At 71.2% G+C, this 12,834-nt stretch carries 10 protein-coding genes; 7 read left to right on the top strand and 3 right to left on the bottom strand.

Translation table 11 applies throughout. The features are described from left to right. The first annotated feature begins 77 nt into the window (after positions 1 to 77). Genes AB0L21_RS21405 through AB0L21_RS21395 form a run of 3 tightly spaced genes read left to right on the top strand, consistent with a single transcriptional unit; the run spans position 78 to position 5,290 of the window. Positions 78 to 1,082, top strand: coding sequence for an ABC transporter ATP-binding protein (locus AB0L21_RS21405; RefSeq protein WP_365785687.1), 1,005 nt, complete (start codon positions 78 to 80; stop codon positions 1,080 to 1,082). Then, on the top strand, positions 1,079 to 2,485 hold the full coding sequence (locus tag AB0L21_RS21400) for an ABC transporter permease (RefSeq protein ID WP_365785685.1): 1,407 nt from the start codon (positions 1,079 to 1,081) through the stop codon (positions 2,483 to 2,485). The genes AB0L21_RS21405 and AB0L21_RS21400 overlap by 4 nt, the downstream gene beginning before the upstream one ends. A gap of 54 nt (positions 2,486 to 2,539) precedes the next feature. Beyond that, complete coding sequence (locus AB0L21_RS21395; protein ID WP_365785683.1) at positions 2,540 to 5,290, top strand: alkaline phosphatase family protein; 2,751 nt, start codon at positions 2,540 to 2,542, stop codon at positions 5,288 to 5,290. 108 nt (positions 5,291 to 5,398) lie between these two features. On the opposite strand, the gene AB0L21_RS21390 is transcribed toward AB0L21_RS21395, so the two are convergent. Both AB0L21_RS21390 and AB0L21_RS21385 read right to left on the bottom strand, forming a co-directional pair. After that, positions 5,399 to 6,406: a hypothetical protein gene (locus AB0L21_RS21390; RefSeq protein WP_365705458.1), complete on the bottom strand. Its 1,008-nt coding sequence runs from the start codon at positions 6,404 to 6,406 to the stop codon at positions 5,399 to 5,401. Between the two features lie 192 nt (positions 6,407 to 6,598). After that, positions 6,599 to 9,370: a LuxR C-terminal-related transcriptional regulator gene (locus tag AB0L21_RS21385; RefSeq protein ID WP_365785681.1), complete on the bottom strand. Its 2,772-nt coding sequence runs from the start codon at positions 9,368 to 9,370 to the stop codon at positions 6,599 to 6,601. A 275-nt stretch (positions 9,371 to 9,645) separates the two neighbouring features. Between AB0L21_RS21385 and AB0L21_RS21380 the strand changes: the two genes are divergently transcribed. After that, positions 9,646 to 10,182 carry a hypothetical protein gene (locus AB0L21_RS21380; RefSeq protein ID WP_365705462.1) on the top strand — a complete coding sequence of 179 codons (537 nt, stop codon included), beginning with the start codon at positions 9,646 to 9,648 and terminating at the stop codon, positions 10,180 to 10,182. 20 nt (positions 10,183 to 10,202) lie between these two features. Continuing rightward, positions 10,203 to 10,820 (top strand): AAA family ATPase, encoded by a 618-nt coding sequence (locus tag AB0L21_RS21375; RefSeq protein WP_365785819.1) that lies wholly within the window; start codon positions 10,203 to 10,205, stop codon positions 10,818 to 10,820. On the opposite strand, the gene AB0L21_RS21370 is transcribed toward AB0L21_RS21375, so the two are convergent. Further along, a complete protein-coding gene (locus tag AB0L21_RS21370; protein WP_365785679.1) occupies positions 10,798 to 11,106 on the bottom strand; it encodes a helix-turn-helix domain-containing protein in 309 nt (102 codons plus the stop codon). The two genes, AB0L21_RS21375 and AB0L21_RS21370, sit on opposite strands and share 23 nt — an antisense overlap. 79 nt (positions 11,107 to 11,185) lie before the next feature. Here AB0L21_RS21370 and AB0L21_RS21365 point away from each other — a divergent pair, with 79 nt between their 5' ends. Together AB0L21_RS21365 and AB0L21_RS21360 are read left to right on the top strand one after the other, a co-directional pair. Further along, positions 11,186 to 11,578, top strand: coding sequence for a helix-turn-helix transcriptional regulator (locus tag AB0L21_RS21365; RefSeq protein ID WP_365785677.1), 393 nt, complete (start codon positions 11,186 to 11,188; stop codon positions 11,576 to 11,578). 120 nt (positions 11,579 to 11,698) lie between these two features. Continuing rightward, positions 11,699 to 12,535 carry an alpha/beta hydrolase gene (locus AB0L21_RS21360; protein ID WP_365705468.1) on the top strand — a complete coding sequence of 279 codons (837 nt, stop codon included), beginning with the start codon at positions 11,699 to 11,701 and terminating at the stop codon, positions 12,533 to 12,535. Positions 12,536 to 12,834 lie beyond the last annotated feature (299 nt).

The raw sequence follows: 12,834 nt of genomic DNA, 5'->3' as shown, positions 1-12,834 counted from the left end.
AGCGTTCAACCGGGGACCGCTGTCGGTGTCGTGTGAACTTCCTAGGGTCCATGAGGCTTTCCCGAAAGAAGGGGCTCATGGACTCACAGCTCGCGATCCGGGCGCGCGGGATCAGCAAGTGCTTCGGTGACGTCGTCGCGCTCGACGGCGTGGATCTGGATGTGGCGCGGGGACGGATCCACGGCCTGGTCGGACCGAACGGTGCCGGCAAGACCACGCTGCTCGGCCTCCTTCTCGGTCTGACCGTGGCCGACAGCGGCAGCCTGGAGATCCTCGGCACGCCGGTGGGCCGGGCGTTCGAGGCCCCCGGCGGTGTCTCCGGGTTCGTGGACGGGCCGGGGCTGTACCCCTCGCTCACCGCCCGGCAGAACCTCGCCGCGCTCGCCGCTCTGCGCGGCGACGACACGCGGTCGGCGCGGATCGACGACGCACTCGACCAGGTCGGGCTCACGGACGTCGCCGACGAGCGCACCCGCGGCTTCTCCCTGGGCATGCGCCAACGGCTCGGCCTCGCCGCGGCCCTGCTCACCGGGCCGCGGCTGCTCGTCCTGGACGAGCCCTCCAACGGCCTGGACCCGGCCGGAAAGAAGCACGTCCACGGTGTCCTCACCCGGCTCGCGCGGGAGGGCACGAGCGTCGTGCTCTCCAGCCACCGGATGGACGACCTGGAGGCCCTGTGCTCCGAGGTCACCATCCTCGCCACCGGACGGACCGTCTTCTCCGGGCCGCTGGGCGAACTGGCCGCCGAGAACCGCGAACTCGACTACCGGCTGGTCACGTCCGACCCGGAGCGCGCACGCCGGCTGGCCGCCGGCACGCCCAGGATCCACCTGGCCGACGGCACCGCGGGACGCCGGGGCGGAGAGGCGCTCATGGTGCGCGCGCTGGTGCCCGACCTCGACGACCTGGTGGCGCGGCTCGTCCACGAGGGCATCGCCCTGCGCGAACTCGCCCCGGTCGTCTCCCCGTTGGAGGCGGCGTTCCTGGCCCTGACCGAGCAGCGCAAGAGCGGCACCCAGCAGCGGGACGACGCCGGCGCCCCGCGGAAGTCCGACGCCCAGCAGCAGGAGACCGGTCGATGACCGCAGCGCCGACCCCCACCGCGACCACACCCCCCAGCCCCACCGCCGTACCCCCTGCGCACACCACCGCGTCAGGCCGCGTCACGGTGGCCCGGAGCTACCGCTTCGAAGTCGTCAAGCTCCTCTCCCAGTGGCGGATCCGCCTGCTGCTCCTCGCCTGCTGGATCGCGCCGGCGCTGTTCGTGGCCGGGGTGAGCGCGCAGAGCACGCTGCCCACGGACACCCTCTTCGGCCGCTGGATGCACGCCACCGGGTGGGCCGGCCCCCTGGTGACGCTCGGCTTCGCCGGCACCTGGGCGCTCCCGCTGCTCACCTCCGTCGTCGCCGGCGATGTGTTCGCCTCCGAGGACCGGCTCGGCACCTGGCGCCACCTCCTGGTCGCCGTCCGCTCGCCCCGGCGGATCTTCGCGGCGAAGGCACTGGCCGGCCTCACCGTCATCCTGCTGCTCGTGGCCGGGCTGGCCGTCTCCAGCACGGCCGGCGGACTGGTGGCCGTCGGCAACCAGCCGCTGGTCGGACTCGACGGCCACCTGCTCACGCCGGGGGACGCCGCCGGCACGGTCCTGTCCGCGTGGGCCGGTGTGCTCGCCCCGACCCTGGCCCTCGCCGGGATCGGGCTGCTCGGGTCGGTGGTGCTGGGGCGCTCCCCGATGGGGCTGCTGCTGCCCGCGCTCGTCGCGCTGGCGATGCAGCTCGCCCAGATGCTGCCGCTCCCCGTCGCCGTACGCCTGGCCCTGCCCGGCGACGCCTTCCTCACCTGGAACGGCCTGTTCACCAGCCCGGCCCAGCTCACCCCGCTGCTCATAGGCATCGTTGTCAGTCTCCTGTGGGCCGTGACGGCGACGGCGCTGGCCTGTGTCCTGTTCCTGCGGCGCGACTTCACCAACCCCACCGACGACGGCTCGGCGCGCCGCGCGGTCACCACGGCCGCCCTGCCGCTCGCGGGGCTGCTCGGCGTGACGGTCGCGGTCGTGGCGGCGACGACCACGGCCACGGGTTCCGGGATCGAGCAGGCCAAGGTGCAGCACGCGCTCGCCACGGAGTTCGCCCACCTGTACCGCCTGCAGACCGAGCAGCTCCACCGGCCCGCCGTCACCGAGGCGCAGCTCAAGACCTCGGCGGCGTGCACCAAGGCCGGTGTCCAGGACGGCGCCCGGGGCCCGGGCAACGACTGGCGGTGCGTCGTCTCCTGGCATCTGCCGGGCGTCGCGGCCACCGGGTCGGCCGTCTACCAGCTCGACATCACGGCGGACGGGCGGTTCGTCGCCGACGGCGACGGACCGAAGGAAGTCAACGGCTACTTCGTGGTGCGGACCCCGACCGGAGACGCTCCGAACCCGCTGTGGCAGTTCGACGGCGACGTCGACCTGCTCTCCGCTTCCCCGGGCTCCCGGACCCCCTGAACCCTTCCTCTCCGGCCACCCCCCAACTCTCCACCGAATCCCAGGGAATGACGCATGCAGACAGCACGCCGCCGCCGGCAGGCCGAGAAGAAGTACTACGACCTGCTGGGCAGACGTGTCAGCCGCCGGGCCACGCTGGTCACGGCGTGCATCACCACGGCCGCCCTGGCCACCGGCACCGCCGTCGCCGAGACCCGCCAGTTCGGCACCGACCAGGTCGGCCAGGTCACCGACAAGGGCCAGGTCGTCTCCGCCGACCAGTACATCGCCCCGTACGGTGACCGGCTCGTCATCGACGACGGCAAGATCATGTCGTCGACGGTCAGCCCGGACGGCAGCCACCTCGCCGCCTCGGTCACCGACGGCGACGCCTCGCTGGTCGTCGTGGACCTCGCGACCGGGCGGATCAAGCAGCGCGTCGGCACCAACGCCGCCGACGACCTGCGCATCAGCAGCAACGCCGTCGGCCAGGAAGGCCCGGCGTACTCACCCGACGGCAAGCAGCTGTGGCTGGGCCAGCTCGACGGCTACACCAGGTTCACGGTGAACGCGGACGGCACCCTCGCCGACCCGGTGGCCGTCAAGATCCCGGCCGACGGCAGCAAGCAGGCCCTTTCCGCCGCGGCCGTGTTCTCCGCCGACGGCTCCACCGTGTACGGCGCGGTCAACGGCCAGAACCGGGTGGTCGCGATCGACGCGGCGACCGGAGCCGTCAAGCGGAGCTGGTCGGTGGGCAACGCCCCGCGCGGCATGGCCCGGGCCGGCGACAAGCTCTACGTCAGCAACGAGGGCGGCCGGCCCGCGAAGGCCGGCGAGTCCACGCTCAACTCCTACGGCACCCAGGTCCCGGCCGACCCGAAGACCGGCGCCACCACCACCGGCACGGTCAGCGTCATCGACCTGGCCGACCCGTCCGCCGCCGTCGGCACCATCGACGTCGGCCTGCACCCGACCGCCGTGTACGCCCAGCACGGCGCCGTGTTCGTCACCAACACCGCCGACGACAACGTGTCGGTCATCGACACCGCCAAGGACAAGGTCGTCCAGACCATCTCCACCCAGCCGTGGCCGGAGGCCTCGGTCGGCTACGAACCCGACGCCGTGACCCTCACCGACGACGGCCGGCTGCTGGTGACGCTCGGGCGCGCCAACGCCGTCGCCGTCTACCGCTACACCTCCCCGCAGGAGCCGGTCAGCTACATCGGTCTCCTCCCGACGGACTACTTCCCCGCCGAGATCACCACCGTGGGCGGGAAGGTCGTCGTCTCCCACACCCGCGGCATCGACGCGCGCCGCCCCAGCAGCGCCGGCCACGGCACTCACGACACGACGTCCAGTCTGACGCGGTTCACCCTGCCCAGCGACCGTGTCATCCGCTCCCAGACCGCCAAGGTCTTCCAGCAGAACGGCTGGAGCGCCGGCTCCGTCCGGCTGGCCAAGGGCCACGGCGACGCCAAGCCGCAGCCGGTCCCGGCGCGGATCGGTGACCCGTCGACGATCAAGCACGTCTTCCTGATCGTCAAGGAGAACCGCACCTACGACCAGGTCCTCGGTGACATCCCCGAGGGCGACGGCGACCCGTCGCTGACGCAGTTCGGCGAGAACGTCACGCCGAACCAGCACGCGCTGGCCGAGCAGTTCGGGCTGTACGACAACACCTACGACATCGGCACCAACTCCGCCGAGGGCCACAACTGGCTCATGCAGGCCGACAACCCCGAGTACACCGAGTCCTCGGCCGGCGAGTACAAGCGCAGCTACGACACCGAGGACGACGCCCTCGGCCACCAGAAGACCGGCTTCCTGTGGACGGGCGCGCAGGCGGCCGGCAAGTCCGTGCGGAACTTCGGCGAGTTCCAGCAGTTCCTGACCAAGCCGTCCGGCGCCAGCTGGCAGAACCTGTACTGCGACGCCAAGAACATGGACGCGACCGGCCAGGCCACCGCCTACCCGCTCAACTCGTCCTCGCCGATCCCGTCGCTCAACAGCGTCTCGGTGCCCGGCTTCCCGAAGTTCGACACCAGCGTCCCGGATCTGTACCGGTACGAGATCTGGAAGCAGGACTTCGAGAAGAACGGCCCGGCGAACCTGAACATGTTCTGGCTCTCCAGCGACCACACCGGTGGCCCGGCGAGCCCGGCCGCCCAGGTCGCCGACAACGACCTCGCCACCGGCAAGATCATCGACAGGATCTCGCACAGCACGTACTGGAAAGACTCGGCGATCTTCGTCGTCGAGGACGACTCCCAGGCCGGCCTGGACCACGTCGACGGCCACCGCGCCCCGGTCCAGATCATCAGCCCCTGGGCCCGGCACGGCACCGTCGACAGCCACTACTACTCGCAGATCACGATGATCCGCACCATCGAGCAGATCCTCGGGATCCACCCGATGAACCAGAAGGACAGCGCGGCCACCCCCATGCGGGGCGCGTTCACCCGGCACCCCGACCACACGCCGTTCACCGCCCTGCCCAACCGCACCTCGCTGACCGACGGCGTGAAGACCCCGCCGTCCTGCGGCCCGGACACCCCCGCCGCCCAGGACCCCAAGGCCGCGGCCGTGCCGTCGGCGAAGGTGCCGGCCGACAAGAAGTCCCTCGCCGCCGCGTGGGACGTCTGGAAGTCCAAGCAGCACCTCACCGGCCCGCACGCCGTCCCCGACTACGCCAACCCGGCCCAGATGAACCACCTCACCTGGTACCAGACCCACAACTGGACACGCCCGTACCCCGGCGAGAAGAAGATCTACGCCCCGAACGACGTGCCCGGCGCCTACCTGCCGTCGGCGGAGTCCGACGGCTGACGGGTCCGACGGCTCAGACACGCTGAACCGGCGAGGACCCCTGGCAGGCCGACAGCTCGCCAGGGGTCCTTTCCTCACGGTTTCCTAGGGGTCTTACGGGGCCTCCCCTCAGAACTCGTCCTCCGGGAAGTCCTGGTCGAGACCGCTCGTGTCGAAGTCGGCACCGCTCATCGGCGGCCCGCCGAGGAAGCCGTTCATGAGGTCGCCCAGGTCGAGCTTCGTGGCACCGGCCGGAGCGGTGGGCCTGCTGCCCTCGGCCATCCGCAGGGTCAGGCCCAGCTTCTTCACCTTGGCGGTCCCGGCCAGCTTGGCGAGGTCCACGTCCACCTGGGACAGCTCGCCGTTCTTGAGGGTGAAGTCCGCCGTCACCTTGGCGTTGGGCGCGCCCTTCAAGTCCTTGTCCGTCGGCAGCTCCATGCCCGGCGGCAGGTCCTTCGCCAGCGGACGCAGCTCGCCGAACAGCTCGGTGATCAGCGTGCGGAAGGGGGCCGTCGCCGTGACGTGCTCGGTGCCGTCCCCGCCGCCGGCCGTCTTGAAGCGCACCTCGCGGGCGACGACCTCGCGGAGCGCCTTCACCAGCTTCTTCTGCGTCTTGACGTCGAGGGACGGCGCGGGCGCGGGACCGCCCCCGGCCCCCTGGCCCTCGGCGGCGGCCTTGTCCATCTCCTTGGTGCTGAACTTCACCCACTTGCCCTCGAGGACGGCCTTGAACGCCCCGGCCTGCGGGGGCAGGTCGTCGGCGGACGGTACGGGGCTGCCCGACACCTTGCCCATGGCGTCGATGTCGGCACGGATGTAGGTGTAGTCGCCGATCACCCGGTACTCGGCGAGGTCGCCGTCCGGGGTGCTGACCTTCACGGCCGTGCCGACGAGGTCCTTCTCGCCGGACTCGGCGAGCGGCTTCTTCGACTCCACGGTCACAGTGATCTTCGCGCCGCTGATCAGCTCGGCGGCCTCGTCCGGGATCTCCTCACCGGGGGAGGGGTCCGACTTGGCGTCCAGTGCCTTCAGGGACGCGGCGTCGGTGTCCACGTCGAGCTCGAAGGAGAGCCTGTTCTTCTCGCCCAGCTTCTCGAAGGCCCGGTCGAGCTTCTTGCCGGCGGACAGCTGCTCCACCGTTCCGCAGGCGGCGGAGCCCGCGAGGACGGCACCGACGACGGCGGTGGCGGTCAGGGTCTTGCGTATGGCGTTGATGATGGTCTCCTCGTGGCTCCGATCACCATGTGATCAATCAGAAGACTCACAACCTGCCCACAGGGTTGTACGGTCCGTCGCGCGACCCGGCGTCGGCCCGGACACGGGGGCGCGTCAGGACGCGTCGCCGCCGAGGGCGTTGCGCAGCGCCGCGCGCTTGCTGATGCCCAGCTTCGGGAAGATCTGGTACAGGTGGGTGCTCACCGTCCGGGGTGAGACGAACAACCGCGCGGCGATCTCCTTGTTCGTCATGCCGGACGCCGCGAGCCGCGCGATCTCCAGTTCCAGAGGGGTCAGGGCCGCGACGCCCCGGGCGTGGCGCGAGGTGCGCACGGCCTGTCCCGCCGCCTTCAGTTCCCGTTCGGCGCGGGCCGCCCACGGAGCGGCGCCCAGCTTCCGGAAGGCGGCGAGCGCGAGCCCCAGCTGGGTCCTCGCCTCGGTCTTCGCCCGGACGCGGCGCAGCCGTTCACCGTAGAGGAGGCGGACGCGCGCGGTGTCGAACGGCCAGTCCCCGCCCCGGGACAGACCGAGGGCGTACGCGAAGCGCTCCCGGGCGTCGTCATCTGCGACGACGGCGGCACAGGCCGCTTCGAGCATCGCCAGCCGGGGCGAGAGAGCCGCGACGCCCGCCTCGCGCAGCGCCTGGACGTGCCGCTCCGCCTCGGCCCTGCGGTCCGTGCGAACGGCGGCCTCGACCAGGTCCATGGCCACCCAGAGGCTGTGCGGAACGTGCGAGGCCAGCGTTCCCGCGGGGCTGATGTCCGTCGCCCGGTGATAGGCCGCCTCGAAGTCGCCTTGGCCGGTGTGCGCGAGGACCAGGGCATGGCGGGCGTACGTCTGAGCCATGCCCACCCCCCGCGGACCGGCCCAGCCGATCATCTGCTCGGCGAGGGCCCGGCTGGTCTCGAACCTGCCCTGGACGGCGGCGAGAAGAGCCTGGTGATAGCGGAAGTAGAAGCCGAAGAACCTGCCCCCGACGTCCTCGCACACGGCAAGACCCTCCGCCGCGAGTTCGCCGGACTCCGTCCACTCACCGCGCACGAAGCCGGCGAAGCACAGGTCCATCAGGGCGACGATCCGCCGTCTGCCGGGGCCGCCGGCCCGCCCCCGCCGGACGATCCGCCACAGCGGCTCGCGCACCTCGGCCAGGCGGTCCGTGTAGATCGCGCCCGCCGCCACGTCCTGCACCACCGCGGGATCCGGCTCGTGACGAACCGTCGCCAGCCTGGCCTCCAGCACCGGCAGCAGGGCCACCCCTGTCCGGACGGGGTCGGCGGCGAACAGGCCGACGGCCAGGTCCGTCGTCTCCGGGATCCCGGGGCGCAGACGGTCCACCGCCGCGCGGAACGCCCCCCACGGCGCGGCCCGTCCGCCGAGGAGGCAGACGAGAGCGAGCGTCCCGAACGCGTCGACCAGTGCGGTGTCCTCGGTGTCCTCACCGCTCGGCCATGACGCGAGCGCGCCGACGAGCAGACGGTGGGCGGTGTCCACGTGCCCGCCCGAATCGAGGATCTGCAGCGCGGCCGCCGACGCGTAGTGCAGCGAGGCGGACGCCTGCTCGTCGGTCTGGCGGACACCCTGAAGCAACTCCCTGGTGCTCGTCGTGTCCGCCGCGCCTTCCGCTCCGATGAAGGCGGCCTCGGCCAGACGGCGGCTGCGCGCCTTTGCCGTGGTGCTCAGACCGGCGGCGCGCCGCAGCAGGGAGATGGCGGCCTGGTAGTCCCCGCGTCCGGTGACACGGCGCGCCGCGGCCTGCAGAAGCTCCGCCACCTCCTCGTCGGGTGCCACGGTTGCCTTCCCCAGGTGCCACGCCCGGCGCTCGATGTCGTCGTGGAAGACCTCGGCCAGTGCCCGGTGCACCCGCCGGCGCTCGGCGGAGGTCGACCCGGCGACGACGGCCGACCGGATCAGCGGATGCCGGAACGTCACCTCGTGCGACGCGGCGTCGACCGCGACGAGCTGGTCCTGTTCGGCGGGCGCGAGATCGTCCAGCCGGTCATCGGCTCCCGTCGCGTCCCGCAGCACCCGGACGGCACCGGTGCCCGCGAGCGCCGCGGTGAGCAGCAGGGCGCGGGTGGCGACGGGCAGTGCCGCCACCCTGGCCTCGAACAGCCCCTGCAGGCGTCGACTCGACGGAAGCGCCTGCGGAACGGACCGCACCGGGCCGTTCGGGGACTCCCGCAGTGCCACCGGCAGCTCCAGCAGGACCAGGGGATTGCCCTGCGCGTTCGTCAGCACCAGTTCCCGGATACGCGGGTCGAGGCCGGGAAAGCGCTCCGCCAGCAGCCGGCCGGCCGCCTCGTCGTCCAGCGTCCGCACCACCAACTCGGGCAGTCCCGATACGGCGAAACTCCCGGCCGACCCGGTCCTGAACGCCGCCAGGAGCCCTGCCCTGCTGCCGCCGAGCCGGCGTGCCACGACGCTCAGCACCCCCGCACTGGCCCGGTCCAGCCAGGGCACGTCATCGACGATCAGCAACAACGGCGTACGAGCCGCCACCTTGCGCAGCAGCAGCGTCACGGCGTCGTACAGCAGATGCCGGCCGGGCGTGGAGCCGGCTTCGAAGCCCAGCGCGACCCACAGCGCCCCGGCATGCTCCTCACCGAGGCCGGAGAAGTCGTCGAGCAGCGGGAACAGGGCCTGATTGAGTCCGGCGAAACCCACCTCCGCCTCGAACTCGGCACCGGTCACGCGCAGAACCGTCGTCCCGGACGCGCGGGCGAGGTCAGCGGCCCGCTCGAGAAGCGCCGTCTTCCCCACACCGGCTTCTCCGGACAGGACCAACGCCCCGCCGCTCACACCTGCCTCGCGGACGAAGCGCTCCAGCACACCGGTTTCACGTGACCGTCCGACGAGGTCACGGGGGCGGGCACCGGGCTGGAACACCCGTGCAGTCTCCCTCGGCGCGATGGACGCATCAAGGCGGGGTACGCGGACAGGGCCCGGGCCGCCCGAACGCGCGGCGCCGGCCACGGCGACATCGCCCATGGGGGCGTGCGGCTGCCGAAGATGTGGGACGGTAGTGCCGGCCGGGCCCGTTGCTTCCCCCGTGGTGACGGGCCCGGCCGCCTCCTTCACCGTATTCGTCGGTCCGCCGCCTCACCGAGGGGCTACTGTACGGACACGCCGCGTTGCCCCCGCGGTCACCGAGGAGGAATCCTGTGTCGTCGCCCTGTGGCCCCGAGCACGCTCCCGTCGGCGATGTGGGCGTGGCGCTCATGATGATCGACTCCCGGCTCAAGGGCATCTACGACGGCAGAACCGGAACCGACCCCGAACAGCAGGCGCTGATCGACCACTTCACCGCCTCTCTGGGCCCCACCGGAGCCGATGACGTGCTGGACGGCGCGTGCACGCTCATCTTCATGTTCATGAAGTGGCTGCGGATGGCCTACGAGGAGCACGGCAAGGACGTCATCGCGTGCGTGGTGCCCAACCTCGTGGCCTCGATGCGCATGATGCCCAGGAGCGTCCGCCCCGAGACCATCCCGACCATGGCCGGCCTGCTGGTCGCCGCGGGCACCGGCCTGAGCCCCAACCTCTGGCGCAAACAGTACGGATACTGGACCAAGGCCGAGATGACCCCCTTGGAAGTCACCGCCTTCCTGCTCGCGGAGCACATCAACCGCCTCACCGACGACCCCGACTTCGCCACCCGCCTGATCACCGAAGCCCTGTCCAGCGCGGACGAGGCGTGACGACGTCCGCGGGCGATGACGTGCCTCGGTCCGCTGAGTGTGGCGCTGACCCCGCTCCGACTCGCAGGGGGCTGATCATCTTCTTGAACGGGACGTCCAGCTCGGGCAAGTCCAGTATCGCCAAGGAGCTGTTGCGGATCCTGGATGAGCCGTACTTTCACATGCCGGTGGATGCCTTCCACGCGATGCGAACCCGCCGGGAGGTCAGTCCACACCGGCTGCCCGAGGTCCTGCGGCGAACGTGGATGGGATTCCACCGGGCGGTCGCCGGTATGGCCGTGGCCGGCAACAACGTGGTGGTCGACCATGTGCGGAGCGAGGAGTGGCGTCTGCTGGATTGCCTGAGGCTCTTCAGCGCCAGAGACGTCGTTCTCGTGGGTGTGCGGTGTTCGCTGGAGGAACTCGCACGGCGTGAGCAGGCACGCGGCGATCGTCCCGTGGGTCTCGCGGCGCACCAGTTCCAGCGTGTCCACGCGCACGGTCTGTACGACGTGGAGTGTGATACCACCACGGCCGGCGCTCTGGACTGCGCCCGGCGGATCAGCGCCTTCCTGCCGCAGCGGCCGGTCCCCACCGCGTTCGAGCAGCTCCGGACCAAGCTGCACCCCACGCCCGTCACAGAACCAGCGACCGGCTGATCCGGACGGAAGCGTCTGAGCGGTCGGACGGCACGCCACCGCCGTGCGTGTCACGCCACTGGCTCGGAGACATGCCGTACGCGGTGCGGAAGGCCCGGCTGAAGTGGGCCGAGTTGGTGAAACCCCAGCGCCGGGCCCTGTGGGATCCGGAGCGCCCGCCGGTGATCGACTCCGCGCGCGGTGTGGCCGAGGCCGCCACGGGCGAGGACCAACGCGCCGTGGCGAAGAGCGCGCTGGAGCGGCTCGACGCGTCCGCCGGAGCGAGCGAGGCCCAACTGCTCCGCATCAACCTGGCGTTCGCTCACGCGCTCCTCGCCGACGACGAGCAGGCGGAAGAGTGCTTCCGGTCGGCACTCGATCTGGACATGTCCCGTGCGCCGTTCGCTCGCGCCCGGCTCATGCTCGCCTACGGCGGGTGGCTCCGACGGCGTCGCCGTGTGATGGAAGCCCGCACTCCGCTGCGGATCGCCCGCGACTCCTTCGCCGCCCTCGGTGTGGAGTCCTGGTGCGAAAGGGCCCGGCAGGAACTGCGCTCGCCGGGAGAGGGCAGCAAGAGCCAGAGCCGTACCGACTGGGACCTGCTCACCCCGCAGGAACTGCAGATCGCCCAGCTCGCGGCGGAAGGCCTGTCCAACAAGGAGATCGGCCAGCAGCTGTATCTGTCCCCGCGGACGATCGGCGCGCACCTGTACCGCATCTTCCCCAAGCTCGGGATCACCTCATGCGGCCAGCTGAGGGAGAGGCTGAGCGTGCACTGAGCACACCTCGTCCGTCCGGGCACTGACAGGCAAGAACCGGTGCGCTCGCCGGCAACGTACGGCGGCGCCTGCCGCCCTAGCATCAGCGAGCCAGTCACTCCCAGCGAAGGAATCGAGAACGTGCCGTACATCACCGTGGGCCAGGAGAACTCCACCGCCATCGACCTCTACTACGAGGACCACGGCACCGGGCAGCCCGTCGTCCTCATCCACGGCTTCCCGCTCGACGGTCACTCCTGGGAGCGGCAGAGCGCCGTGTTGCTGGACGCGGGCTACCGCGTCATCACGTACGACCGCCGCGGCTTCGGACAGTCCAGCCAGCCCACGACCGGGTACGACTACGACACCTTCGCGGCCGACCTGAACACCGTGATGGAGACGCTCGATCTGCGGGACGCCGTTCTGGTCGGCTTCTCCATGGGCACCGGAGAGGTCGCCCGGTACGTGTCCGCCTACGGCTCCGCCCGGGTCTCCAAGGTCGCCTTCCTGGCCTCGCTGGAGCCCTGCCTGCTCAAGACCGACGACAACCCCGACGGGGTCGCCCCGAAGGAGTTCTTCGACGGCGTCGTCGCGGCCGTCAAGGCGGACCGCTACGCCTACTACACGGAGTTCTACAAGGACTTCTACAACCTGGACGAGAACCTCGGCACCCGGATCAGCGAGGAGGCCGTGCGCAACAGCTGGAACGTCGCGGCGGGCGGCGGGTTCTTCGCCGCCGCCGCCGCGCCGTCCACCTGGTACACCGACTTCCGGGCCGACATCCCGGCCATCGACGTGCCGGCCCTGATCCTGCACGGTACCGCCGACCGGATCCTGCCCGCCGAGGGCACCGCCCGGCCCTTCCACAAGGCGCTGCCGTCCGCCGACTACGTGGAGATCGAGGGCGCCCCGCACGGTCTGCTGTGGACCCACGCGGAGGAGGTCAACACCGCACTGCTCGCCTTCCTGGAGAAGTGACGTCACTCGCCGGCCTTGATGCCGTTGATGACCGTCGTGCCCTGCTGCGCGGGGACGCCGAGGGTCTTGAGGAAGGGCGCAGGGGGAAGCCGAGGGCCGGGGCGGTCAGTGCGTCGAGTACGGCGAGGTGCCCGGCGGACCAGCTCCCGCTCGGCAGGACACGGAAGGCGATTGACGGTCCGCCGGCCCGGCGCCCGCCGGGCCGCCCCTAGGCCCTGTCGTCAAACTCCCGTCTGCCGCGCGACGCCATGCACGCACTCTCGCCGCACCGGGCCCCGACCCAAGTACATCCAGTACGA

Source organism: Streptomyces sp. NPDC052721 (assembly GCF_040678315.1).
GTDB lineage: Bacteria > Actinomycetota > Actinomycetes > Streptomycetales > Streptomycetaceae > Streptomyces.
This window is presented reverse-complemented; position numbering and strand designations above follow the sequence as displayed.